The following is a 25,180-nucleotide window of genomic DNA, read 5'->3' as shown; positions in this document are numbered from 1 at the left end:
GTGACGTCTACGTTAAGCGTCCAGCAGCCAGGGAGACCGGCCAGGCCTGCTGGGTGTTGCCTCCCCCGTGTCACAAGACGATCAGCACGAAGGATGAGCGAGATGCGAAGAGGATGGGTGGCCGTCGCGGCCGCGACCACGGTGGTGCTCACGGCGTGTAGCAGCAACGGCGGCGACGGCGCTTCCTCGGTCCCGACGGTCAACGCCGACCCGGCCAAGGTGTCGGGCTCGATCACGGTCCTGACGAACCGCACGGACCAGCTCGGCGAGGGCATCCTGGACAAGTACGCCGCCGAGTTCAAGAAGGTCTACCCGAACGTCAAGGTGAAGTTCGAGGGGATGAAGGACTACGAGGGCGAAGTCAAGATCCGCATGAACACCGAGAACTACGGTGACGTGCTGCCGATCCCCTCGGACCTGTCGATCGCCCAGTTCCCCCACTTCTTCTCGCCGTTGGGCGAGGCCGCCGAGCTGTCGAAGCAGTACCAGTGGACCGACTACTCGACGGTGGCCGGCAAGGTCTACGGCATCGCCAACTACGGCACGGTGACCGGCTTCGTCTACAACAAGAAGGTCTGGGCGGACGCCGGCGTCACCGAGTGGCCGAAGACGCCGGAGGAGTTCGTCACCGCGTTGAAGGCCCTCAAGGCCAAGGGCGCCGCCACCCCGTACTACACCAACTACCACGACGGCTGGCCGCTGCGGCAGTGGACCGACGCGGTCAGCTCCCCGAGCTGCGACCCCGGGGCCAAGGACGCCATGGCCACCACACCGCTGCCGTGGACCGGCGGCAACGACATCTTCACCATCGACAGCCTGCTGTACTCGGTCGTCCACGAGAAGCTCTCCGAGGAGGACCCGACCACCACCAACTGGGACAACTCGAAGGTCCTGCTGGCCACCGGCAAGGTCGGGTCGATGTACCTCGGCTCCTGGTCCATCGCGCAGGTGCGCGACGCCGCCTCCAAGGCCGGTGCGAACCCGGACGACATCGGCTACATGCCCTTCCCCTCGACGACCGGCACTCCGTGCACCGTCCTGCAGCCGGACTACAAGTACGCGATCAACAAGCACTCCAAGAACCAGGAAGCGGCCCGGGCCTGGATCGACTGGTTCGTCAACAAGTCCGGTGCCGCTCAGAACGAGCAGGGCATCTCCTCCGTCAAGGGCACCGAACTCCCCAGCGCGCTCAAGCCCTTCATCGAGAAGGGCGTGCGGATGATCAGCCAGAACCAGGAGAAGCTGGCCGCGGTCAAGAAGATCGACAAGGGCGCGGAGATCAACCTGGACGCCCCGGACTACCGGCAGAAGCTGGTCGACATCGCCCGCGGCGCCGCCGCCGGCGACCAGAAGAGCTACTTCGCCGAGCTCAACAAGAAGTGGTCCGAGTCGCAGAAGACGGTCGGCTGACCCACGGGACCGAGCGGCGCGGCCCGGGCCCATCCGCTCTGACACCGGGGCCGGGCCGTGCCGCTCACCGGACGCCAGGACCTACGAAGGAACGAAGATGACTGCACTGCAGAGGGACCGGGGCACCGGAAAGCCCCCCGCGCGGACCACCCTCGCCGCCGCCCCGGCCGACCGGGGCCGCGTCGCCCGGCGCAAGGGCGTCCGGGACCGCGTCGCCCGGCGCGAGGGCGTCCGCAGGCACTGGTGGTTCACCCCGTGGCTCTACCTGCTGGTGCCGCTCGGGCTGCTGGTGACCTTCACCTACCTGCCGATCGGCGACATGATCGGCTACAGCTTCACCGACTGGGACGGCATCAGCCCGGAGAAGAACAACGTCGGATTCGAGAACTACACCGACCTGTTCACCCGCCCCGAGCTGTTCAAGGTGTTCCTGGTCAGCGGCGTCTACCTGATCGCCGCGGTGGTGCAGATCTGCCTGGCGCTCTACTTCGCCACGGTGCTGAGCTTCGACACCAGGTTCCGGAACTTCTTCAAGGGCATCCTCTTCTTCCCGTACCTGATCAACGGCGTCGCGATCGGCTTCGTCTTCCTCTACTTCTTCCGGCCGCACGGCACCCTGGACTCCCTGCTCGCGCTCCTCGGTGTCCACGGCGAGCACCTCTGGATGGGTGACCCGGACCTGGTCAACGCGTCGCTGGCCGGCGTGTCGGTGTGGCGCTACACCGGCCTGAACCTGGTGCTGTTCCTCGGCGCCATCCAGTCCATCCCGCCCCACCTCTACGAAGCGGCCGCGCTCGACGGCGCCAACCGCTGGCAGCAGTTCCGCCACATCATCGCGCCCGGCATCAAGCCCGTCATCAGTCTCAGCGCGATCCTCGCCGTCTCCGGCTCGCTGGCCGTCTTCGAGATCCCCTACATCATGACCGGCGGCGCCAACGGCTCGCAGACCTTCGTCATCCAGAGCATCAACATGGCCTTCAAGTTCGACAAGTACGGCCTCGCCTCGGCCAGCGCCGTCGTCCTGCTCGTCCTGATCCTGCTCGTCACCTGGATCCAGCGCCGCCTGGTGCCGGAGGAGAGGGTGGAACTGTCGTGACCACCGACCCCGTCACCCCCGAGCGGCACCCCCGCGCCGCGGGGAGGATCCACGCCCGGTCCGCCGCCGCCGGCGGCGCCAAGTACCTCTCCCTGGTCCTGGCCGGCGCCGTCGTGCTGATCCCGCTCGTGGTGATCATGTTCACCGCGCTGAAGACCCGTCAGGAGGCCCTCGACACCGGCCCGCTCGACCTGCCGGGCAACTGGCTCAACTTCGAGAACTTCCACATCGCCTTCACCCAGGGCAAGATGCTGCCCGCCTTCCTCAACACCACCTTCATCCTGCTGGTCTCGGTGACCGGCACGGTGGTCATCGGCTCGATGACCGCCTACGCCATCGACCGCTTCGACTTCCGGCTGAAGAAGCTCGTCATGGCGCTCTTCCTGCTGGCGAGCCTGGTGCCCAGCGTCACCACCCAAGTGGCGACCTTCCAGATCATCGACAACCTGGGCGCGTTCAACACCCGCTGGGCGCCGATCCTGCTCTACCTCGGCACCGACATCGTCTCGATCTACATCTTCCTGCAGTTCATCCGCTCCATCCCGGTCTCCCTCGACGAAGCCGCCCGCCTCGACGGTGCCAACAGCTTCACGATCTACTGGCGGATCATCCTGCCGATGCTCAAGCCCGCCATCGCCACCGTGGTGATCGTCAAGGGCGTGACCGTCTACAACGACTTCTTCATCCCCTTCCTCTACATGCCCTCCAGCGACCTGGGCACCATCTCCACCTCACTGTTCCGCTTCCAGGGACCGTTCGGCGTCAACTGGGAGATCATCTCCGCCGGCACCATCCTGGTCATCCTGCCCACACTGGTGGTCTTCCTCGCCCTCCAGCGCCTGATCTACGCCGGCTTCGCCGCCGGCTCCAGCAAGTGAACCGGCTCCCCAGGGCGACGGTCCGGCGGCACCGCACCCGCGCCGCGGTGCCGCCGGCCCGGAACCCCGCCCGGAACCCGACCCGGAACCCGGCCCGGCACCCTGCCCGGAACGCGGCCCGGAGCACTGCCAGGAGGGCACGGCGATGAGCGTACGCGTCACCATCCGCGACGTCGCCGCCCGCGCGGGTGTCTCCGCCGGCGCCGTATCACTGGCCCTCAACGACAGGCCCGGGGTGTCCGCGCCCACCCGGCAGCGGATCCGGGCCGCCGCCGACGAACTCGGCTGGGTACCCGACCGAGCCGCCCGCAGCCTGGCCCGGCGCGCCCCCGGCAGCGAGACCGTCGGACTGGTCCTCGCCCGCCCGGCACACCAACTCGGCCTGGAACCCTTCTACATGGAGTTCATCTCCGGCATCGAGAGCGTCCTGGCGGAGCGCTCGGCGACCCTGCTGCTGCGCCTGGTGCGCGATCGCGAGCAGGAGATCGCCGTGCACCGCACCTGGTGGCGCGCCCGCCGCGTCGGCGGCGCCGTCCTGGTCGACCTCACCGAGGCCGACCCGCGTGTCCCGGCGGTAGCCGCGCTCGGCCTGCCCGCCGTGGCGGCCGGCCACCCGACGCTCGCCGGCGGGGCGCTGGCCGCCGTCTGGACCGACGACTGCGCCGCCGTCGAGGACGCTGTCCGCTACCTGGCGATGCTCGGCCACCGCCGGCTGGCCCGGGTCGGCGGCGACCCGGCACTCGGCCACACCGCCATTCGTACCCGGGCGCTGGAGGCCGTCGCCGAACAGCTCGGCCTGGAGCCGCCGCGCAGCCTGCCCACCGACTTCTCCGGCCGGGCCGGCGCCCGGGCCACCCGGATGCTGCTGGCCTCCGCCGACCGCCCCACCGCGATCATCTACGACAACGACATCATGGCCGTGGCCGGCATCGCCGTCGCCGCCGAACTCGGCCTCCGGGTACCCACCGACCTGTCGCTGATCGCCTGGGACGACTCCCAGCTGTGCCGGCTCACCCACCCCCCGCTGTCCGCGATGAGCCACGACGTCCACGGCTACGGAGCCCTTGTCGCCCGCACCCTGTTCGACGTCATCGAGCACCGGCGACCGCCCACCGGGCCGGCCTCCACCCCTGTCCTGGTGCCGCGCGGCAGCAGCGGGCCACCGGCCCGCTGACCCCCTCCCACAGACTCCCGACCCGTCCCCGACTCCTCGTGAGGGTGAGGAAGCCCGGGGACGGGTCGGGGCCCACGCACACCGGAGCACCGACATGACCGCCGACCTGCTCACCACTCCCATCCGCCACTACACCTGGGGGTCCGCCACCGCGCTCGCCGAACTGACGGGCCGCCGGCCCACCGGCGTGCCCGAGGCCGAGCTGTGGATGGGTGCCCACCCCGGCGCTCCCGCCCGGATCGACCGCGGCCACGGCAGCGAAGGCCTGGACACCGTCATCACCCGGGATCCGCAGCACGAGCTCGGCGGCCGGGTGGCCGGCCGCTTCGGACCCCGCCTGCCCTTCCTGCTGAAGCTGCTGGCCGCCGACCACGCCCTCTCCGTGCAGGTCCACCCGACGACCGCCCAGGCGGCGGCCGGGTACGACGGGGAACAGGCCGCCGGCATCCCGCTGGACGCCCCGCACCGGATCTACCGCGACCGCCATCACAAGCCCGAACTGATCTGCGCACTGAGCGACTTCGAGGCACTCTGCGGCTTCCGCGACCCGCGGGTCACCGCCGCGCTCTGGGAGCGGCTGGCACTGCCGGTACTGGACCCCTGGATCCGGCAGCTGCGTACCGCCCCCGCTGACCAGGCACTGCGCACCGTGCTGACCGGCGCACTCGCCGAGGACCGGACCAGGGGAGAGCAGGCCGCCGCCGAACTCCCCTCCGCCCTGGCGGACCTGGCCTCCGGTGCCGACCCGGACGCGGCCGTCTGGGCCGCCTACCGGGGCGCCGCCCTCGACCACCCCGGCGACCCGGGGATCCTCGCCGCGATGCTCCTCAACCACGTGCGGCTGGGCCCGGGCCAGGCCCTCTACCTGGACGCCGGTGTTCCGCACGCCTACCTGCACGGCCTCGGCGTCGAGATCATGGCCAACTCCGACAACGTGCTGCGCTGCGGCCTCACCCCCAAGCACGTCGACACCGCCGGGCTGGCCGCCGTGGTCGACTTCCGTCCCACCGCGCCGCACCACGTCCCCGCCGTCCCCGTCGGGCCCGAAGAGCTCGAGTTCCTCACTCCCGCCGAGGAGTTCAGCCTCTCCCGGATCGAACTCGGAGCACCCCTGCGGATCGCGGACGACGGACCGCAGATCCTGCTCTGCGTCCGCGGCACCGCCCGGGTCGACGACGGGCCCGCCCTCGGACCCGGCCGGTCCGCCTACCTGCCTGCTGCCGGCGGACCCGTCCGGCTGGACGGTGACGCCACCCTGTTCCGCGCGAAGGTCCCGCGGGCCCGCTGACCGAACCCTCACGCCCCCAGGCACCATCCCACCCGCCGCTTGTCCGGAGGAGACCCGTGAACGACCAGCCCCGCACCACCGCCCGCCGCACCCTGCTCGGCGCCGTCGCCCTCGGCGTCGCCGCCACCCCGCTGCTCGGCGGCGCCGCCTCCGCCACCACTGGCGCCGGCCAGGACGACGAGCAGCGGCAGGGCCGCGGCAGCGAGGACGGCGCAAGGCGCTCGTTCGTCACCGCCGGAAACGGTGAACTGCGCTTGAACGGTCGGAAGTTCCGCTTCGGCGGCACCAACTGCTACTACCTGCACCAGCAGTCCCACTACATGATCGACGCCGTACTGAACGACGCCGCCGCGATGGGCCTGACCGTGATCCGCGCCTGGGCCTTCGCCGACGGCGAAGGGCACTCCCACCGAGCCCTCCAGCCCCAGCCGTTCCAGTACGACGAGGCCGCCTTCGACAGCCTCGACTACGCCGTCCACAAGGCCGGCCGGCTCGGTCTCCGTCTGGTCCTCCCGCTGGTCAACAACTGGCCCGACTACGGCGGCATGCGCCAGTACGTCTCCTGGTTCCTCGACCTGCCCGACGACTCCTACGGCGACGGCACCCACCACGACCGCTTCTACACCGACGCCACATGCAAGAAGGCCTACCGGGCCTGGGCCAAGCACGTCATCGGGCGCCGCAACCGCTACACCGGTCTGCGCTACGACGACGACCCCACCGTCATGGCCTGGGAGCTCGCCAACGAGCCGCGCTGCCGCAGTGACAAGTCCGGCGCCACTCTCCTCGGCTGGGCCCGCGAGATGAGCGACTACGTCAAGGCCCTGGCCCCCCGCCAGCTCCTCGCCGTCGGCGACGAGGGCTTCTACGGCGAGCCCGGCCACGCGGACTATCCCTACTCCGACTACGAGGGCAGCGACTGGCGCAAGCTCACCGCCCTGCCCGCCGTCGACTACGGGACCGTGCACGTCTACCCGCAGAACTGGGGGGAGACCAGCGGCTCCAAGCACGGCGCCAACGCCACCGCATGGGGTACCCGCTGGATCACCGACCATCTCGCCGACGGCCGCGAGCTCCGCAAACCCGTCGTCGTCGAGGAGTTCGGCCTGCAGATCGACCCGGCCCGCGACATCCCCGACGCCGCGACCCGCGACGCCGCCTATCGCGCCTGGACCGACGCCGCACTCGCGAACGGCGCGGCCGGCGACCAGTTCTGGCTGCTCACCTCCCGCGTCGACGACGGCTCCTTCTACCCCGACCACGACGGCCACCGGGTGATGTGGAACAACGACCCGGCCAACCCCACCCGTGCCGGCGCGCAGCTCTTCGCAGCCCATGCGAAGGCGATGGCCGCGGCGGGCTGACCCACTGACCGCCCGCCGCCCGGTGACCGTCAGCCCGGGCGGCGGGCCCTCCGGGAGGAGTCCCGCATGCACCCCCGCACCACCGTCCTCTTCCAGGGCGACAGCATCACCGAGGCCGGCCGCGACCGCGGCTGCCCCGGAGACCTCGGCCACGGCTACGCCGCGCTGGCCGCCGCCGGGCTCCCCGGTACCCCGGTGGTGCTCAACCGGGGCGTGGGCGGCGACCGCCTCGCGGACCTGCGCGAGCGCTGGCCGGCGGACACCCTCGCCCACCGGCCCGGGCTGGTCTCCGTCCTGATCGGCGTCAACGACACCTGGCGCCGCCACGACCGGGGCCTGCCGAGCCCGGTCGACCGGTGGGAGCGGGACTACCACCGGCTGCTCGGAGACCTGTCCGGGCACTGCGCTCCCCGACTGGTGCTGATCGAGCCGTTCCTGGTGCCCGTGCGGGAGGAGCAGTGGGGCTGGCGGGCCGACCTCGACGCCCGGATCCAGGCCGTCCGCCGCCTCGCCGCCACGCACGACGCGGGCCTACTGGCCGCCGACGGCTTGCTCAACCAGGCCGCCCGGACGGCGGGCGATCCCGCCCTGATCGCGGCCGACGGCGTGCACCCCACCCCCGTCGGCCACCGCCTGCTGGCCGACGCGTGGCTCGCCCTGGTGAGCGCCCCGAAGGCCTGACGCCCCATCACCGGCAGGCCGTTCGAGAACGACTGGAGGGCGATGACGGCGTCGACGCGTACCCGCGCGTTGGTCGAGGCCATCGACTCCAGGCCCCCACAAACGATTTGAGGAGTCTCAATGGACAAGCCGCAGAGCCGCAGAGCGCTCACGACGGTCGGAGCAGCACTCGCAGCCGCCTTCGGGTTGCTGTTCGGGGTGTTCGGGTTCGCCCCGGGCGGTGCCCAGGCCGCCGGTACCGGCATCCACGTCAGTAACGGCCGCGTCTACGAGGCCAACGGGAGCCAGTTCGTGATGCGAGGGGTCAACCACGCGTACACCTGGTACCCCACCCGGACCACCGCCATCGCCGACATCGCGGGCAGGGGCGCCAACACCGTCCGCGTCGTGCTCAGCAACGGCGACCGCTGGACCCGCACCGGCTCCGCCCAGCTCGCCACCCTGATCGACCAGTGCAAGCGCGCCAAGGTGATCTGCGTGCTGGAGGTCCACGACGCCACCGGCTACGGCGAGGACGGCGCCGCCACCACGCTCGACCGGGCCGCCCAGTTCTGGGTGGACAACAAGAGCGTCCTCGCCGGCCAGGAGGCCTACGTCGTCGTCAACATCGCCAACGAACCCTGGGGCAACAGCGGTTACGCCGCCTGGACCGCCGCCACCAAGAGCGCGATCAGCAGGATCCGCGCCGCCGGCCTCCACCACGCCCTGATGGTCGACGGGCCGAACTGGGGCCAGGACTGGTCCCACACGATGCGCGACAACGCCGGCTCGGTCTTCCAGTCCGACCCCGACCGCAACACGATCTTCTCGATCCACATGTACGGCGTCTACGACACCGCCGCCGAGGTCCAGTCCTACCTCGGCGCCTACGTCAACGCCGGACTGCCCATCGTGGTCGGTGAGTTCGGCGCCAACCACAGCGACGGCAACCCCGACGAGGACGCCATCATGGGTACCGCCCAGTCCCTCTCGGTCGGCTACATCGGCTGGTCCTGGAGCGGCAACGGCGGCGGCGTCGAGTACCTCGACCTGGTCGACGGCTTCGACACGAACTCGCCGACCGCCTGGGGCAAGCGGTTCTTCGACGGAGCCAACGGCATCGCCGCCACCGCCCGCCCCGCCACGATCTACGACCGGCCCGGCCAGTCGCCCTCGCCGTCCCCGCTGCCGACCAGGGCGCCGAACGGCTACCCGTACTGCGTGAGCGCTTCCTCCGACCCCGACGGTGACGGGTGGGGCTGGGAGAACAGCGCCTCGTGCGTGGTCCGCGGCGGCCGGGCCGACACCGGCAGTACGCCGTCCCCCCTGCCGACCAGGGCGCCGAACGGCTACCCGTACTGCGTGAGCGCTTCCTCCGACCCCGATGGTGACGGGTGGGGCTGGGAGAACAGCGCCTCCTGCGTGGTCCGCGGCGGCCGGGCCGACCTCTGACCGGCCGCCGTTGGTCCGCGCACGGCGTCTCCGGGCGGCAGGTCGAGCTTCCGGAACGGGCGTCCGGCCGGGGCGGGGACGCCTGGGTGCGGGGCCGTTCAGGCGGCGATCGTCAGGTCCGCGCGGCCGAACAGCAGTGCGTATCCGCGGGGCAGGTGGGTGAGGAGGCGGTCGGTGAGCCGGTCGTCGGCGAGGTCGCCGAGGGCGGCCAGGACGGAGGAGGTGTCCCAGCGGGCGGCGGTGAGGCTGGTGCCCAGGTTGCGGGCGACGGCTTCGACGAAGGCGGGGGCGGTGACCGGTTCGGGAAGGGGGATCTGGGCGGCGAAGAGGGCGCGGGCCCGCTCGGGAAGCGCCGCGGCGAGGTCGCAGCGTTCCTCGCCGGTGAGCTGGGAGCCGAGGACGGTGAGGACCGCGGTGAGGACGCGCTCGGCTTCCTCGTCGGTGGTGTAGCGGCCCAGGGCGCGGACCTGCTGGATCAGGTGGCGGTGCCGGGTCATGACGGTGGCCTTCCGGGGGAGAGGGGCCCGCGCGGTGCGGGACGTGTCATCAGGAGCGGTGCCGTGGTGCGGGGCGGCCGAGGAGGAGGTCGTAGCGAGGTCTTCCGGGCCGCCCCGCGGGGGAGGGGCGGGGCGGCCCGGAACGGCTCCGGGGGTGCGGGTCAGGCCTGGATCTGCTTCGGGGTGCCGTTGTGGCCGATGGCGATCTTGCGGGGCTTGGCCTTCTCGGCGACCGGGATCCTCAGGGTCAGCACGCCGGCGTCGTAGTCGGCGCTGATCCCGGCCGGGTCGAGGGTGTCCGAGAGCATCACCTGGCGGGAGAAGATCCCGAGCGGGCGCTCGGACAGCTCCCACTTCACGTCGTCGCCCTCGGGGCGGGGACGGCGCTCGGCCTTGACGGTGAGCATGTTCCGCTCGACGTCGATGTCGATCGCGTCCGGGCTCACACCCGGCAGGTCGAAGCACATCACGTACTCGTCGCCGGTGCGGTAGGCGTCCAGCGGCATCGGGGCCGGACGCGACCAGGTGCCGGTCGTGTTCAGGAACTGCTGGGTCAGACGGTCCAGTTCGCGGAACGGGTCGGTGCGCATCAGCATCGCGAAACACCTCCAGAAGGATCAGGGGGCCAGTGCGCTTCACCTGACACCTTTGTAGCGCGTCATCCATCCGATGACAAGCTCTGGCGTCGCCGTTAGAGTGACGGCAGCGGGAAGCCCCCGGGGACGCTCGTCAGCCGGCCAGCCACCAGCCGGTGCTGTCGGCTGCCAGCAGCACCTCGCCGGGGTGCTCGGTGACCGGTGGTTCGGCCGAGCAGAGCAGGAGGGCGCCGAGTCCGCCGTCGGTGACGCGGACCGGCGCGCCGGTGGTGTTGACGGCGCAGACCACGGCGCCCTGGTCGCTGTCGCGCCGGAACGCGAGCACCCCGGGTGCCAGGTCCAGCCATTCGACGGACCGGCCGGCGCCGAGCGCGGGAAGGGTCCGGCGCAGGCGCAGCGCGCTGCGGTACAGCTCCAGGACGGATCGCGGATCGCCGGTCTGCGCCTCGACGCTGAGGTCGGCCCACTCGGGGGGCTGGGGCAGCCAGGAGGGGCCGCCGGGCACGGGGCCGAAGCCGTACGGGGCCCGGGTGCCGGACCAGGGGAGCGGGACCCGGCAGCCGTCGCGCATGCCGTGGCCGCCGTCGGCGCGGTGGAAGGCCGGGTCCCGGCGGACCTCGTCGGGGATGTCGGTGACCTCGGGGAGGCCCAGCTCCTCACCCTGGTAGAGGTACGCGGAGCCGGGGAGCGCGAGCATCAGCAGCGCGGCGGCCCGGGCCCGGCGCAGGCCGCGGGCCGGGTCGCCCTGCGCGTACCGGGTGGCGTGCCGGATGACGTCGTGGTTCGAGAGCGTCCAGGTGGTGGGGGCGTCCACGGTGCCCATGGCGGCCAAGGACGTCGTGATCAGTTCGCGCAGCCGGACGTCGTCCCAGGGCGCGTTCATGAACTTGAAGTTGAAGGCCTGGTGGAGCTCGCCGGGGCGGACGTAGCGGGCGGTGCGGTCCAGTGTCCGGGTCCAGGCCTCCGCCACCGCGATCCGCTGGCCCGGGTACTCCTCCAGCAGGGTGCGCCACGAGCGGTAGATCTCGTGGACGCCGTCCTGGTCGAAGTACGGTACCGACGTTTCGCCGAGGAGGCCGAGCTGTTCGTAGCGCCCGAGGTCGGGCAGGCCCGGGGCCTTGACCAGGCCGTGTGCGACGTCGACCCGGAATCCGTCCACGCCGAGGTCCAGCCAGAACCGCAGGATGGACCGGAACTCGTCCTGGACGGCGGTGGAGTCCCAGTTGAGGTCGGGCTGTTGGGCGGCGAAGAGGTGCAGGTACCACTCGCCCGGGGTGCCGTCGGGTTCGGTGGTCCTCGTCCAGGCGGGGCCGCCGAACAGGGAGATCCAGTCGTTCGGCGGCTCCTCGCCGCCGGGGCCGCGGCCGGGGCGGAAGTGGAACCGGGACCGCAGTGGGGAGCCGGCGCCCTCGCGCAGTGCCCGCAGGAACCACGGGTGCTGGTCCGAGCAGTGGTTGGGGACCACGTCGACGATCACCCGCAGGCCGAGGGCGTGCGCGTCGGTGATCAGCGCGTCGGCGTCGCCGACCGTGCCGTACACCGGGTCGACGGCGCGGTAGTCCGCCACGTCGTAGCCGCCGTCGGCCTGCGGTGAGGTGTAGAACGGCGAGATCCAGAGCGCGTCGACACCCAGCTCCCGCAGGTGGCCCAGACGGTCGCGGATTCCGTTCAGGTCCCCGCAGCCGTCGCCGTCGCTGTCGGCGAAGCTGCGCGGATAGACCTGGTAGATGACGGCGTCCTCCCACCAGTCCCAACGTGTGCGTGCGGGGGCCGGCGCCGTCATGGGTGCGGTCATCTGAGGACTCCTCGGGTGGCGGAGCCTCGATGCTCGCACCGGCCCCAAACCTCTGCAAGAGATTGCTGCAAGTTTCTGAAGATCCTTGCCATATCTGGCTATCAACTGTTTAACTCTGGCCCGTTACCGCAGTTGACGACACGTCCGGTCAGGGACCGGCCGATCCGAGGAGTGTTGTGGCGGAGCAGACAGCATGGGCCGGGCACGGGGTGCTGGCCGACGACGGGGGCTTCGCGCTCCGTGCACCGGAGGGGACTTCGTACCGCGTCGACCTCACCGACGGCGTGTTCGCACCGGGGAACCCGCTGCTGGCCGAGTACTGCGAAGGGCGCCGGGTGATCGCCTTCCTCGGCCCGTCCGTCGACCGGCTCTACGGCGCACAGCTACGCCGCTACCTGGCCGAGCGTCTGGCGCCGGGCAGTTGGAGCGTGGTGGTGATCGGCGGCGGCGAGGCACAGAAGACCATGGACTCCGTCGAGCGGATCTGCGCGGAGGCCAAGGCCGCCGGGCTGGACCGGCGCGGCGTGATGATCGCCGTCGGCGGCGGCGTCACCTGCGACACGGTGGGCTTCGCGGCGGCCGTCTACTGCCGGGGCGTGCGCTACATCAAGGTCAACACCACCCTGGTGGGCCAGGTCGACGTCGGCGTCGGCGTCAAGACCGGGGTCAACGCCCTCGGCACCAAGAACATGCTCGGGTCGTACCACCCGGCGCACGCGTCGATCAACGATCCGGCGTTCCTCCGGACCTTGCCCGCGCGCCAGATCCGTTGCGGGCTGGGGGAGATCGCCAAGATGGCGATCATCAAGGACGCGCAGCTGTTCCGCGCCCTGGAGGAGTGCCCGGAGGTCTTCCGGCAGCCCTGCCCGCCCCCCTCGTGGCTGGCCGCCGAGGGTGGGCGCGGCGTCGAGGACTACGTACTGCGCACCTCCATGGCGCTGATGATGGAGGAGCTCTGCCCGAACCTCCGCGAGCACGACCTGGCGCGGCTGGTCGACTTCGGGCACACCTTCGGGCCGGTGATCGAGACGGCCAGCGACTACCGGATCGCCCACGGCGAGTCGGTGGCCGTCGACATGGCGATCTCCAGCGAACTCGCCCGCGTGCTCGGCGTGATCGGCGCCGAGGACTGCGAACGGATCGTCCGCCTGATCTCCCGCCTCGGCCTTCCGGTGCACGACCCGCAGACCTGCACGCCCGAGCTGATGCAGCGGGCCCTGAGAGCGTCCTGGGAGCGGCGCGGGCGCCGGCTGCACCTGGTGGTGCCCGACGGCATCGGCTCCGCGGTCTTCGTCGACGACCTGGAGGACATCCCGGCCGCCGCGCTGGAGGAGGCGCTGGACGCCCTGGCCGTCCGCCCGGGAAGCCTTCCCGGTCCGCTCGCCGTCGCGCACTGAACCCGGCCCGCCGACGGACGACCCGTCCGCCCCGTCCGTCCCCTCCCCGACAGGAGCCCGCACCGAGATGAGTCCCGCCGAACCGCCGCCGGCCCGTGGTGTGACCCGCAGCCGGGTGTCCAACCTGCACGAGGGCCTGCTCCGAGGGGTGAACGCCGACCACGGGGGTGCCGGCACGATCCTCGCCCACCGGGCCTACCACGGCGAGAGCGCCCCGGCCCCCGTCGCCTTCATCGACCTGGTGGTGCTGCCGCCCCGCACCTCGATCGGCCTGCACCGCCACGCCGACGACGAGGAGACCTACGTGATCCTGTCCGGCCGGGGCCTGATGACCCTGGACGGCGAGGAGTTCGAGGTCCGGGCCGGGGACGTCGTCCCCAACCGCGCGTACGGCGAGCACGGCCTCGCCAACGCCTCGGACGAGGACCTCCAGCTGCTGGTCTTCGAGGTCGGCCCGATGGGCGGCGCCCGGTGACCGGCCCGCGCCAGAGCGAGCTGCTGGCCCGGGAGGCCGTCCACCTCGCGCCGGGAGCCTCGGAGGAGTCCGCCCTCGGGCGCCGGGTGTTCGTCGAGGGCAGCGGCGCCGTCCTCACCGACCTCGACGGCGACCAGTACATCGACCTCGCCGCCGGAACCCTCACCCAGTCGCTCGGCCACTGCCACCCCGAGGTGGTCGCGGCGCTCACCGAGCAGGCCGGCCGGCTGTGGAACGTCCACGACTTCGCCACCGCCGACCGGGCCGAGCTGTGCGAGCTGCTCGCCCGCCTGCTGCCCGAACAGCTCGACACCTACGGCTTCTTCTCGACCGGGGCCGAGGTCGTCGAGGCCGCGCTGCGCGCCGTGCAGGCCGTCGCCGACCCCGGCCGCAACCGGATCGGCGCGCTGCGCCACGGCTTCCACGGCAAGACCCAGGGCGCCCGGATGCTGGTGCACTGGGACATCGGCAACCAGGCCCATGCCGGCAACAGCATCCTCGGCTACTCGCCGTACTGCTACCGCTGCCCGCTCGAACTGGAGTACCCCTCCTGCGGGGTGCGGTGCGCCTCGCTGGTCCGGCGGCACATCACCGAGAAGTCCAACGTGTCGGCGCTGGTCTTCGAGCCGGTGCTCGGCGCGGCCGGAGTCATCGTGCCGCCGCCCGGCTACTGGGAGCAGATCGCCGACAGCGCCCGGCAGAACGGGGTCATGCTGGTCGCCGACGAAGTCCTCACCGGCGGCGGTCGCACCGGCAGCTTCCTGGCGAGCGAGCGCTTCGGCGTCCAGCCCGACCTGGTCGCCCTCTCCAAGGGCATGGCCTCGGGCTTCCCCTTCGCCGTCCTGGCCGGACGCGCGGAGGTGCTGCGCCACCCGCGGGCGGCCCGGGCCGGATCCACCGCCTCCACCTACGCCAACAACCCGCTGGGCATCGCCGCCGCGAAGGCCACCCTGCAGGTGGTGGCCCGCGACACCCTGATCGAGAACGTCCGTACCCTCGGCGCGCTGCTCGACGACCGGCTGGCCGAACTCAAGTCCCGGTTCGAGGTCCTCGGCGACGTCCGGGGCCTCGGACTGCTGCACGGGCTGGAGTTCGTCCGCAGCCGGGAGAGCCGGGAGCCCGCGCCCGAGATCGCCCGCGCCGTCTACCTCGCCGCCCTCGACCTCGGACTGCGCACCTCGCTCGGCGGCCACATCATCCGGCTCGCCCCGCCGTTCACCATCGACCGGGCGCTCCTGGAGGAGGGCATCACCCTGCTCGGGCGCGCCCTGGAGCAGGTCACGGAGGCCGGCCGGTGATCGTCGCGGAGAACCTGGTCAAGGAGTTCAAGGTCTACGAGCGCAGGCCCGGTCTGCTCGGCAGCCTCGGCACGCTGTTCAGCCGGGAGCACCGCGTGGTGCGCGCCGTCTCCGGGGTCTCCTTCGAGATCCCGGCCGGCGCCAGGGCCGCCTACATCGGCGCCAACGGCGCGGGCAAGTCCACCACCGTCAAGATGCTGACCGGGATCATGAACCCGACCTCCGGCCGCTGCCTGGTGGCCGACCTGGAGCCGTACCGGGAGCGCCGCCGCAACGCCGCCAACATCGGCGTGGTGTTCGGCCAGCGGAGCCAGCTCTGGTGGGACCTCCCGGTCCCGGACTCCTTCCGGATCCTGCGCCGCATCCACGAGATCCCCGCCCCGGTCTACCGGCGCAACATGGCGCTCTACCGCGAGCTGCTCGACCTCGACGCCCTCGGCAGCACTCCCGTGCGGCAGCTGAGCCTCGGCCAGCGGATGCGCGCCGAGGTGGCCGCGAGCCTGCTGCACGATCCCGCCGTCGTGTTCCTCGACGAGCCGACCGTCGGTCTGGACCTGGTCCTGAAGGAGGCCGTGCGCGAACTGGTCAACCGGGTCAACGCCGAACTCGGCACGACCGTCATGCTCACCAGCCACGACATCGGCGACATCACCTCGATCTGCGACCAGGTCCTGGTCGTCAACCGGGGCGAGGTGGTGCACCAGGGCACCGTGCACGAGCTGCTGCGCGCCGCCGACACCCGGGCGGTCGTCTTCGAACACCAGGGCTGGCCCGCGCCGGCCCAGGCGATCGCGATGATCGAGGACAGGCTGCCGGGCGTGACCGCCCGGCCGGTCGAGGGCGGACGGATCCGGGTCGAGTACCCGACCCGGCACTCGTCCGCCCGGGAGGTGATGGGCTTCCTGCTGGAGCACTTCGACGTCACCGACTGCGTCGCCCCCGAGCCCGACCTCGAAACGGTGCTCCGCCGGATCTACACCGGCCGGGCCGAGCCCCGGGAGGCGCTGCTGTGACGGCCGCCGCCACCTGGCACCGCCGCACCCCGCTCGCCGTCACCTGGCGCCGCTACACCCCGTTCGCCGCCGCCAGCCTTCAGGGCCTGCTGCAGTACCGCTCGACCTTCGTGATCAACGCGGTCACCGCGACCACGGCCGTCGGCCTCCAGGTCTTCCTCTGGCGCGCGGTGTACGCGGGCCGCACCGGCGGCCTGCCCGGCGGGTACGACCTGCCCGAGCTGACCACGTACGTGCTGCTCGCCCAGATGCTGGCGCTGCTCCAGGCCAGCCGGGTGGACGAGGAGGTGGCCGGGGAGGTCCAGCGCGGCGACATCGCGGTCTCGCTGCTGCGCCCGGTCAGCTACCCGCTGGCGCGGTTCGCCGCCGGCCTGCCGGTCTCCCTGGTCAACGCCGGGACGGTCGCCGTCCCGGTGGTGCTGCTGTACGCGCTGCTGCTGCCGCTGTCCGCGCCGAGCTGGGCGGGCGGGCTGCTGTTCGCGCTGTCCGCCGGGCTCTCGCTGGTGATCGGGTTCGGGGTGAACCTGCTGGTCGGCCTGGCGGGCTTTGTCACCACCAACATCTGGGGCGTGCGGATCGTCAAGGACAGCGTGGTCGCGTTCTTCGCCGGCCAGGTCGTGCCGCTCGCCCTGATGCCGGGGCCGCTGGCCGCCGTCGCGCACCTGCTGCCGTTCCAGGCCCTGGTCGACGGACCGCTGCGGCTGCTGCTCGGCCACTACCGGGGGCCCGCCGAGGCCGCCGGGATCCTGGCCGGTCAGGCCGGCTGGGCCGTCGGCCTGACCGCCCTGGCCGCCCTCGCCTGGCGCGGGGCCGTCCGCAGGGTGGAGGTGCTGGGCGGATGAGCGCGTTCACCACCGCGGCCCGCTACACCCGGCTGACCTGGTACCTGAGCGCCGTCAGCCTGCACCGGCTGACCGAGTACCGGATGGACTTCGCCCTCGGGGCGGGCGGCCTGCTGCTCCGGGTGGGCGGCCAGCTCGCCGTGGTCGGGATGGTCTTCCGGCAGGTCCCGGTGATCGCGGGATGGAACTTCCACCAGGTGCTGTTCCTGCTGGGGTTCTCGCTCCTCCCGCGCGGCCTGGACCGGCTGTTCACCGACCAACTGTGGATCCTGGCACGGCGCCTGGTGCAGTCCGGCGAGTTCTACCGGTACCTGATCCGGCCGGTCCACCCGCTGTACGCGCTGCTGTCCGAACGCTTCCTCTACCCGGACGGCTTCGGCGAGCTGGTCACCGGCGTGGCCATCACCTGGTACGCCGCCGACCAGCTGGACCTCGGCCCGAGCGCCGGCCGGCTGCTGCTCGTCCCGCTGCTGGTGCTGTGCGGCGCCCTGATCCTCGCCTCGATCAAGACGGCGTTCGCCGCGCTGTCCTTCTGGACCACCAACAGCTTCCCGGCCCTGTACGCCGCCAACCAGCTGGGCGACTTCGCCGGCTACCCCCTCGACCTGTACCACCCCTCCCTGCGGTGGCTGCTCACCTGGCTGCTGCCCTACGCCTTCACCGCCTACGCCCCCGCGTCCTACCTGCTCTTCGGAGCGACGGACCTGCTGCGCTGGCTGCCGGTGGTGACCGCCGCCCTGGCGGCACTCGCCCTGCTGGTGTGGCACCGGGGCGTCGACCGCTACGAGATGACCGGGAGCTGAACATGGACACCCTGCTGCTCGGCAGCCTTCCGCCGGCCACGGTCGACCTCCTGCGCCGGGCCTCCTGGATCGACGAGACCGGCCGCCGCGCCGGGCGGTTCGAACTCCTGGACCAGGCCACGCTGGAGACCGTCCGCCTGCTGATCGTCGCCCCCGCCGGCGAGCGCACCGGCCGCTGGTTCGTGCCCGTCATGGACGACGACCCCGGCCGCGGCGCCGACCGCACCCCCGAGTACGACGAACTGGTCGTCCGGGCCCTGCGGAACGGCCTGCGGCTGCCCACCGCCCGGGGCAACCTGATCGAGTTCCGCGGCGACCCCGCCGAGTACCGCGGCCGGCTGCCGTTCGACCCGGGCTGGTCCTCCAACGCGCTCTCGCTGCTCGACCTCGGCGGCGCCGCGCACGCCCACAAGACGTACCGGCGGATCGGCGTCGGCACCCGCGAGCCCGAGCTGCTCCGCCTGATGGCACCGGGCGGCCGGACCCAGCAGCCGGCCGGTGACTACGCCTACGTGGAGACCGCCACCGGCCGCCGGGAGCCGCTCGGCGTGCTCTACCGCTACGTCGACGGCGACGGCCTGAACGTTCCGCTGAGCGCCGCGATCCGCGCCATGTGGCCCCTCCTGCACGCCGGCGCCGACCCGGAGGACGCCGTCGCCGACTCCCAGCGCGCCCTGGCCGGGCCGCTGCGCGCGACCGGCCGGTTCCTGCACGAGTTCCACCGGGACCTGGCCGAACGGCTCGGCCCGCACCCGGAGTTCCCGGCGAGCGACTTCCTGGCCGAGACCGCCGGGCGGACCGCCGCGCTGCGCCCGCTGATCCTCGACGACGACCGCTTCCCCGTCGCCGTCCGGCAGGCCGCCGCCGCCGGTCTCGACCGCGAGCTGGCGCGGATCGCCGCCCTGCCGCCGCGGCCCTGGCCGGCCGGCCCCTGCCACGGCGACCTGCACCTGTCCCACCTGCTGCGCCGCGAGCGCGCGGACGGCAGCTGGGAGCTGTGCGTGATCGACCTCTCCACCCCGGAGGCCGACCCGGCCGACCCGTCCACCGCGCAGTCGCCCTGGCAGGACCTCGCCGCCCTGCAACGCGGCCTGGAGGTCTTCACCGCCGACGAGCTGGCCGACCACGCGGCCCGGACGCTCCGGACGGACCCCGAGGACACCTGCCGGACGGCGCTGCTGCTCGCCGCCGGCGCGGCGCCGGACACCCCCGGCTGGACCCCCCGGCACGTCGCCGAGCTGGCCCGGCTCACCTCCGCCGCCCGGCTCTGGGCGGCCCGCACCGGCGACCTGCTGATCACCGACGGCCGGCCGCTGGCCGGCCACCCCGCCTGGCGGCTGCTGCGGCTGCGCCGGCTCGTCCACGAACTCGACTACGCGTACGCCCACGACCGCGCCTACCACGCGGCGATCAACCTGCGGCACGCCGTGGAGGCCGCCCGCCTCCCCGCCTCCGCGGCGAAGGACTGACACCCGTGCACATCATCGAGACCTACTTCGAGTGCGGCGGCTTCGACCACCGCCTCATCCAGGGCGGCACCTCCGTCTACCTCTGGAACCTCTCCAAGGCGCTGGCCGACCGCGGCCACCGCGTCTCCATCGTCACCCCGGCCCACGGCCGGCTGGACGACCTGCGGCGCCTCCACGACCTGGAGACCCTGGACTACCGGGACGAGTACGAGCTGCCCCTCGTCCTCGACCCGCAGACCTGGGGCGAGCGCTTCCCCGCCGAGGTGCGGATCCCGCTGACCACCACCGCGCACCTGCTGCGCCTGGACGGCGTCGACCTCTACTTCCTCTCCAACCGGCTGCTCGACGAACTGCCCGACCGGTTCTACCCGCCCTACCAGAGCAAGGGCCACGACCTGGTCTTCTTCAAACCGCTCGCCTACCAGGTGGACAGCATCCGCTTCGTGCGCGAGCGGTTCGCCGAGGAGAAGGCCGTCCTGCACGCCCACGAGCCGTACTACCACTACCTGATGCCCGCGGCGTTCCGCCACGACCCGGACAAGCTGGTGGTGGGCACCGTGCAGAGCAACATGCCGATCACCAAGAAGGTCTACCGCCCGAAGGTGGAACGGCTGCTGGAGTTCCTCGGCGCCGGGGTCGAGCTGCCCGCCGAGGACGCCGGACACCCGCTCACCGAGCACGAGCAGGTGATGAGCGGCTACCAGCAACTCACGCACCTGCACTACGAGTACGGCCCGGGGCACGTCCGGGTGTACGACCTGGTGGCCGACCACGCCGACCTGGTCGACTTCCTCTCACCCGGCCACCTGGAGTTCTACACCGACTTCGCCGACACCCCCTTCGAACAGCTCTTCACCCGGCTGCCGATCCACGACACGGTGCGCCGCAACGCCCACAAGAGCTTCGTCGGCGGCTGCGCCGTCGGCGACACCTGGACCACCGGCGAGCCGCCCGCCGTCGACCGGGCCGCCGTGCTGGGCGGGCTCGGGCTCGACCCCGCCCGGCCGACCTTCTTCCACAACGCGCGCTACGCGGTGAACCACAAGGGGCAGGTCGAACTGTTCCGCGCCGTCGACCGGGTCCTGAACGAGGGCCTGGACGCCAACTTCGTGCTGCGCTGCATCAGCGACTCCGGGATCGACGACCCCTACGTCCACGACGTGGTGCGACGCCACGAGGGCCGCGTGCACCTGGAGTGGCAGCGCGTCGACGAGCGGCGGATCGTCGAGTACGCGGCGTCCTCGGACTTCTGCCTCTTCCCGTCCAAGTTCGAGATGGACACGTTCCTGATCGCCCAGGGCGAGGCGATGGCCGCGGGCGCGGTGCCGATCGCCACCGCCCAGCGCGGCATGGCGCACTTCGGACACGTCGCCGACCCGCTGGCCGGCCCCGAGGCCGAGCGGGCCACCGGCTTCGCCGTCAACCGCTCGTTCGCCGAGGACGACCCCCTGCTCGCCGACGCCCTCGCCCGGCGCATCCACCAGGCCGCGGCACTGCTGCGCGAGCGGCCGGAGGAGTACCGCCGGCTGCGCGCCAACGCGGTCGCCAACGCCCGGCGGTTCACCTGGAGTCACGCCGCCGACCTGCACGTGGCGGCCTTCACCCCGCTCTGGGAGGGACGCTCGCCGGAGCTGGGCCTGGACCGCGTGCTCCGGCACGGCTGGTTCGACCTGCTGCCGGACGAGGCGTACGAGAGCGACCGGGCCGCGGTGGCCGAGGCCGCCGCCCGGCTCGGCGACGCCGAGGCCCACCGGCGCTGCCAGCAACCGGACCCGGCGACCGACCGTGCCCTGTTCGAAGCGGCCTGGGCCCGCGCCGACTTCGTCCGCTGCGAGCCGACCGCGGACCGCGACCCGGCGCTGCGCGCCAGGCTGGACGGGCGCTGCACCGTGGAGGACGGCTCGATCGTCTACCGGCTGCCGCACGCCGAGCGGGTCGAACTGGTCCGGCTCGCCCCGCCGGGACCGGGCCGCCGACAGGTGATCGTGCACCAGCTCGACCGCAGCGGCGACGTGTTCACCTGCCCGCTGCCGGCCCCCGGCGAGGACCTGCACTTCCTGCTCACCCTCACCACCGGCCGCGCGACCTGGGACGTGATCCGACATGGCTGACTCCGTGCGCACCGTCCTGCTGGCCGGCGGCGAGGGCCGCCGGATGGGCCGGCTCGGCCACGGCCGGCTCAAGCCGCTGGTGCCCTTCGGCGGCGCCTGCCGCCTGATCGACTTCTCGCTCGCCAACGCCGCCGCCTCCGGCCTGGGCGAGGTGCTGCTGCTCTCCCAGTACGAGGAGAAGCAGCTGATGGACGACCTGCACCGGACGTGGTGGCGCCCCGGCTTCCGGGTGCACTTCGGCCCCTACGACCGGGCCTACCGCGAGGGCGGGGCGAGCGCGCTCGTCCGCCCCGACGGGCCGCCGGAGCGGGGCACCGCGGACGCGCTGATCCGCAAGGCCCGCTACGTCTTCGGCCCCGGCACCAGCGAGGTGCTGGTGCTGCACGCGGACCACGTCTACCGCTTCGACTACCGCCCGCTGATCGAGCGGCACCGCCGCACCGGCGCCGCGCTCACCGTGGCCTACCAGCGGATCGAACGCCGCTTCGTCCACCTCTTCGGGATGGTCGAGTTCGACGCCGCCGGGCGGCTGACCGGCTTCGTGGAGAAGCCCGCCGAGCCGACCAGCGACCTGGTGTTCGCCGCCTTCTGCGTCTTCGACGCGACGGTGCTGCACCGCTACCTGGAACACCTCGACGGCACCGACTGGCAGCACGACATCAGCCGCGACGTCATCCCCGCCATGCTCGCCGGGGGCGAGCGGATCCTCGGTTACGAAGTCCCCGGGCACTGGGAGGACATCGGCACCGTCGAGCGCTACCACCGGGCCCACCTGGCCATGGTGGGGGACGGCCCGACCCTGCCCCTCGACCGGCTGCCGCTCACGGTCCGGCCCGCGACGCCGCGCGGCCTGGTCGTCCGCGCCCCGGGCGTCGAGCGCAGCGTGGTGCCCGCCGACCTGGCCAACCACGGCCGGATCGAGCACAGCGTCGCCTTCCCGGGCGTGCGGATCGGCGCCGGGGCGGTGGTGCGCCGCAGTGTCCTGCTGCCCGGCGCGAGCGTGCCCGCGGGAGCCGAGATCGACTCGGCGGTCGTCCTGGAGGACGGCTACGTGCAGCCCATGGAGTACGCCCGGGGAGGGGCCCGTGGCTGAGTCCGCCTTCACCGTCGCCGACCTCGGCGGAACCACCCTGCGGATCGCCCGCTACGACACCGCCACCGACGCGCTCACCGACATCCGCCGCACCCCCACCGAGGGCATGGACCGGCACCCCGGCGCGCCGGTGCCCGAACTGCAGGACCGGATCGTCGCACAACTGTCCGAACTGGCCGGCCGGGCCGTGCGGCGCCACCGCAGCAGCGCCCTGGCGCTCGCCTTCGCGGGCCCCGTCACGGCCGACGGCCGCGTGATGACCGCACCCACCGTCTGGGGCGGCCGCGGCGAACCGCTGCCGCTGCGCCTGCTGCTGGAGGAGCGGCTCGGCCTCCCGGTCGTCGTCGTCAACGACCTGACGGCCGCCGTCTGGCGGTACGTCGCCACCGAGGGCCGGCAGCCGTTCTGCCTGATCACGGTGAGCTCCGGGATCGGCAGCAAGGTCTACCGCGCCGGGGAGGTGCTGCTCGACCCCGAGGGGCACGGCGGCGAGCTCGGCCACTGGACGAGCGACCCGTCCCCGCGGGCACCGCGCTGCGACTGCGGCGGACGCGGCCACCTCGGCGCCATCGCCTCGGGCCGCGGCATGCAGGCCGCCGCCCGCCGCGCGGCCCTCGCCGACCCGGCCGGCTACGCCGGCTCCCGGCTCGCGCAGGACGCGCCCGACCCCGCGCGGCTCGACAACCGCGCCCTGGTCGCCGCCGTCCGCGCCGGCGACGCGTTCGCCACCGCCGTGCTGCGGGGCGGCCTCGCCCACCTCGCCTCCGCGATCACCTCCGTCTTCGCCTCGATCGGCGTACGGCGCTACGTCCTGATGGGCGGCTTCGCCCTGGCCGTCGGCCCGCGCTTCGTCGAACTGCTCACCGAGGAGCTCCGACGGCTCGGCTGCTTCGGCCTGAGCGCCGAGGAGATCGGCCGCATGGTCGTCCTCGGCGAGCCGGACGACGACCACGGGCTGATCGGCGCCGGCCGGCTGCTCACCGCCCGCGGCACCGCCCGGCAGGCGGTGGCCGCCCGGTGACCCGCACCCTGATCGTCGGCAGCGGCTTCGTCGGACGCGCCGTCGCCACCCGGCTGGCCGCCTCCGGCGACCGCCCCGTGCTGGCCTCCCGGCACCCGCTCACCGCCCCGCCGGCCCCCTGGGTGGCGCTCGACGCGGCCGACGCCCGGTCCTGCGCCCGGGTGGTGGAGCAGGTCCGCCCCGACCGGCTGGTGCTCGTGCACGGCCCCTCCGACGTGACCTGGTGCGAGGCCAACCCCGAACGCGCCGCCGACCTGCACACGGCCGCGGCGGCCAACCTCACGGCCGCCGCACCCGGCTGCCGGACGGTGCTGATCTCCACCGACAACGTCTTCGACGGCAGCTCGCCGGCCAACGACGAGAACGCGCCCACCACCCCCGCGAACGCCTACGGCCGGGCCAAGCTGCGGGCCGAGCGGATCGTCGGACGCACACCCGGCGCCACCGTGCTGCGGGTCAGCCTGATCTACGGCTGGGAGCCGGCCGACGCGGGGAAGTGGCTCAACTTCTTCTCGGCCTGCGCCCACAGCCTGCGCCGGGGCGAGCCGGTGGAGGCCCCGGACGACCAGTGGACGACACCCGTCCTGGTCGAGGACGTCGCCGCCGTCACCGCCGGCGCGCTGGCCGGCGCGGCGCCCCCGCTGCTGCACCTGGGCGGCCCCGACCGGATCTCCCGGGCGGCCTGGGCCGAGGCCGTCGCCGACGGCCTCGGCGTGCCCCGCTCGCTGGTCCGCAAGGTGCCCAAGGCCGCCGGCCGCTACGCCAGCCGCCCCACCAACACCTGCCTGACCAGCGACCGGCTGGCCGGCTTCCTGGCCGCCCACGGCCTGCGGGTGCGCGGAGTCGCCGAGGGCACCCGAGCCCTGCTGGAGGACAACCCGTGATCCGCACCGTCCGCTCCCGCGAGGTCTACCGCAATCCGTGGATGACCGTCCGCGAGGACGACATCGAACGGGCCGACGGCAGCGCCGGCCGGTACGGGGTGGTCGACAAACCCGACTACGCCCTGGTCGTCCCCCGCCAGGACGGCCGGGTGCACCTGGTGGAGCAGTACCGCTACCCGGCCGGCGGCCGGTACTGGGAGTTCCCGCAGGGCTCCTGGCCCGAGGGCCACCGCGGCGAGGCCCCGCTCGACCTGGCCCGCGCCGAACTTCGCGAGGAGACCGGCCTGCGGGCCGCCCGGATGACCTACCTGGGCCGGCTGCACGTCGCCTACGGCTACTCCAGCCAGGGCTGCCACGTCTTCCTGGCGGAACAGCTGACGGCGGGGGAGCCGGAGCGGGAGGCCTCCGAGGCGGACATGGTCCAGCGCTGGGCCGATCCGGACGAATGGCGCGCCCTCGTCCGGTCCGGACGGATCACCGACGCCGCCACCCTGGCCGCGCACACCCTGCTCACGCTGCACGCCCCCGGCGAGGCCTGAGACAGCACGACCGACGCGACGACAG

Annotated in this window: 23 protein-coding genes; 20 read left to right on the top strand and 3 right to left on the bottom strand. The window is 72.8% G+C overall.

Annotated features, from left to right (window positions below; genetic code table 11):
- Positions 1-102: 102 nt before the first annotated feature.
- The 8 genes from OG618_RS01715 (at position 103) to OG618_RS01680 (ending at position 9,322) form a co-directional block, all read left to right on the top strand.
- Entirely contained in the window at positions 103-1,410 is a 1,308-nt protein-coding gene (locus OG618_RS01715; protein WP_329485306.1) for an ABC transporter substrate-binding protein, read from the top strand.
- 97 nt (positions 1,411-1,507) lie between these two features.
- Positions 1,508-2,506, top strand: a complete 999-nt coding sequence (locus OG618_RS01710; protein ID WP_329485305.1) for a carbohydrate ABC transporter permease — start codon at positions 1,508-1,510, stop codon at positions 2,504-2,506.
- On the top strand, positions 2,503-3,384 hold the full coding sequence (locus OG618_RS01705) for a carbohydrate ABC transporter permease (RefSeq protein ID WP_442906725.1): 882 nt from the start codon (positions 2,503-2,505) through the stop codon (positions 3,382-3,384). The genes OG618_RS01710 and OG618_RS01705 overlap by 4 nt, the downstream gene beginning before the upstream one ends.
- Positions 3,385-3,529: 145 nt before the next feature.
- On the top strand, positions 3,530-4,558 hold the full coding sequence (locus OG618_RS01700; protein ID WP_329485304.1) for a LacI family DNA-binding transcriptional regulator: 1,029 nt from the start codon (positions 3,530-3,532) through the stop codon (positions 4,556-4,558).
- Between the two features lie 94 nt (positions 4,559-4,652).
- Positions 4,653-5,846 (top strand): mannose-6-phosphate isomerase, class I, encoded by a 1,194-nt coding sequence (gene manA / locus OG618_RS01695; RefSeq protein ID WP_329485302.1) that lies wholly within the window; start codon positions 4,653-4,655, stop codon positions 5,844-5,846.
- Positions 5,847-5,902: 56 nt separating this feature from the next.
- The gene (locus tag OG618_RS01690; RefSeq protein ID WP_329485301.1) at positions 5,903-7,210 is read left to right on the top strand and encodes a glycoside hydrolase 5 family protein; all 1,308 of its coding nucleotides are present in this window, start codon (positions 5,903-5,905) and stop codon (positions 7,208-7,210) included.
- A 66-nt stretch (positions 7,211-7,276) separates the two neighbouring features.
- Positions 7,277-7,891: an SGNH/GDSL hydrolase family protein gene (locus tag OG618_RS01685; RefSeq protein ID WP_329485300.1), complete on the top strand. Its 615-nt coding sequence runs from the start codon at positions 7,277-7,279 to the stop codon at positions 7,889-7,891.
- A 120-nt stretch (positions 7,892-8,011) separates the two neighbouring features.
- Complete coding sequence (locus OG618_RS01680; protein WP_329485299.1) at positions 8,012-9,322, top strand: cellulase family glycosylhydrolase; 1,311 nt, start codon at positions 8,012-8,014, stop codon at positions 9,320-9,322.
- Between the two features lie 98 nt (positions 9,323-9,420).
- On the opposite strand, the gene OG618_RS01675 is transcribed toward OG618_RS01680, so the two are convergent.
- The 3 genes from OG618_RS01675 to OG618_RS01665 all read right to left on the bottom strand — a co-directional run bounded on the left by OG618_RS01675 (position 9,421) and on the right by OG618_RS01665 (position 12,210).
- On the bottom strand, positions 9,421-9,819 hold the full coding sequence (locus OG618_RS01675; RefSeq protein ID WP_329485298.1) for a DUF2267 domain-containing protein: 399 nt from the start codon (positions 9,817-9,819) through the stop codon (positions 9,421-9,423).
- Positions 9,820-9,980: 161 nt separating this feature from the next.
- Positions 9,981-10,415, bottom strand: coding sequence for an Hsp20/alpha crystallin family protein (locus OG618_RS01670; RefSeq protein WP_329485297.1), 435 nt, complete (start codon positions 10,413-10,415; stop codon positions 9,981-9,983).
- 133 nt (positions 10,416-10,548) lie between these two features.
- Positions 10,549-12,210, bottom strand: coding sequence for a glycoside hydrolase family 13 protein (locus OG618_RS01665; protein ID WP_329485296.1), 1,662 nt, complete (start codon positions 12,208-12,210; stop codon positions 10,549-10,551).
- Between the two features lie 176 nt (positions 12,211-12,386).
- On the opposite strand from OG618_RS01665, the gene OG618_RS01660 reads away from it, so the two are divergent.
- The 12 genes from OG618_RS01660 to OG618_RS01605 all read left to right on the top strand — a co-directional run bounded on the left by OG618_RS01660 (position 12,387) and on the right by OG618_RS01605 (position 25,155).
- Positions 12,387-13,607: a sedoheptulose 7-phosphate cyclase gene (locus tag OG618_RS01660; protein ID WP_329485295.1), complete on the top strand. Its 1,221-nt coding sequence runs from the start codon at positions 12,387-12,389 to the stop codon at positions 13,605-13,607.
- 67 nt (positions 13,608-13,674) lie between these two features.
- Positions 13,675-14,082 (top strand): cupin domain-containing protein, encoded by a 408-nt coding sequence (locus tag OG618_RS01655; RefSeq protein WP_329485294.1) that lies wholly within the window; start codon positions 13,675-13,677, stop codon positions 14,080-14,082.
- The gene (locus OG618_RS01650) at positions 14,079-15,380 is read left to right on the top strand and encodes an aspartate aminotransferase family protein (protein WP_329485293.1); all 1,302 of its coding nucleotides are present in this window, start codon (positions 14,079-14,081) and stop codon (positions 15,378-15,380) included. Before OG618_RS01655 ends, OG618_RS01650 begins: the two co-directional genes overlap by 4 nt.
- A complete protein-coding gene (locus OG618_RS01645; protein ID WP_329485292.1) occupies positions 15,377-16,393 on the top strand; it encodes an ABC transporter ATP-binding protein in 1,017 nt (338 codons plus the stop codon). Before OG618_RS01650 ends, OG618_RS01645 begins: the two co-directional genes overlap by 4 nt.
- Positions 16,390-17,235, top strand: coding sequence for an ABC transporter permease (locus OG618_RS01640; protein ID WP_329485291.1), 846 nt, complete (start codon positions 16,390-16,392; stop codon positions 17,233-17,235). Before OG618_RS01645 ends, OG618_RS01640 begins: the two co-directional genes overlap by 4 nt.
- Positions 17,232-18,038, top strand: a complete 807-nt coding sequence (locus OG618_RS01635) for an ABC transporter permease (RefSeq protein ID WP_329485290.1) — start codon at positions 17,232-17,234, stop codon at positions 18,036-18,038. The genes OG618_RS01640 and OG618_RS01635 overlap by 4 nt, the downstream gene beginning before the upstream one ends.
- A gap of 2 nt (positions 18,039-18,040) precedes the next feature.
- Positions 18,041-19,507, top strand: coding sequence for a hypothetical protein (locus tag OG618_RS01630; protein WP_329485289.1), 1,467 nt, complete (start codon positions 18,041-18,043; stop codon positions 19,505-19,507).
- A 5-nt stretch (positions 19,508-19,512) separates the two neighbouring features.
- On the top strand, positions 19,513-21,618 hold the full coding sequence (locus tag OG618_RS01625; RefSeq protein ID WP_329485288.1) for a glycosyltransferase: 2,106 nt from the start codon (positions 19,513-19,515) through the stop codon (positions 21,616-21,618).
- Complete coding sequence (locus OG618_RS01620; RefSeq protein WP_329485287.1) at positions 21,611-22,711, top strand: sugar phosphate nucleotidyltransferase; 1,101 nt, start codon at positions 21,611-21,613, stop codon at positions 22,709-22,711. The genes OG618_RS01625 and OG618_RS01620 overlap by 8 nt, the downstream gene beginning before the upstream one ends.
- Complete coding sequence (locus OG618_RS01615) at positions 22,704-23,732, top strand: ROK family protein (RefSeq protein WP_329485286.1); 1,029 nt, start codon at positions 22,704-22,706, stop codon at positions 23,730-23,732. The genes OG618_RS01620 and OG618_RS01615 overlap by 8 nt, the downstream gene beginning before the upstream one ends.
- Positions 23,729-24,616, top strand: coding sequence for an SDR family oxidoreductase (locus OG618_RS01610; RefSeq protein ID WP_329485285.1), 888 nt, complete (start codon positions 23,729-23,731; stop codon positions 24,614-24,616). Before OG618_RS01615 ends, OG618_RS01610 begins: the two co-directional genes overlap by 4 nt.
- The gene (locus OG618_RS01605; protein ID WP_329485284.1) at positions 24,613-25,155 is read left to right on the top strand and encodes an NUDIX hydrolase; all 543 of its coding nucleotides are present in this window, start codon (positions 24,613-24,615) and stop codon (positions 25,153-25,155) included. The genes OG618_RS01610 and OG618_RS01605 overlap by 4 nt, the downstream gene beginning before the upstream one ends.
- Positions 25,156-25,180: the final 25 nt, after the last annotated feature.

Origin of the sequence: Kitasatospora sp. NBC_01246 (assembly GCF_036226505.1) — a bacterium.
Lineage (GTDB): Bacteria > Actinomycetota > Actinomycetes > Streptomycetales > Streptomycetaceae > Kitasatospora.
This window is presented reverse-complemented; position numbering and strand designations above follow the sequence as displayed.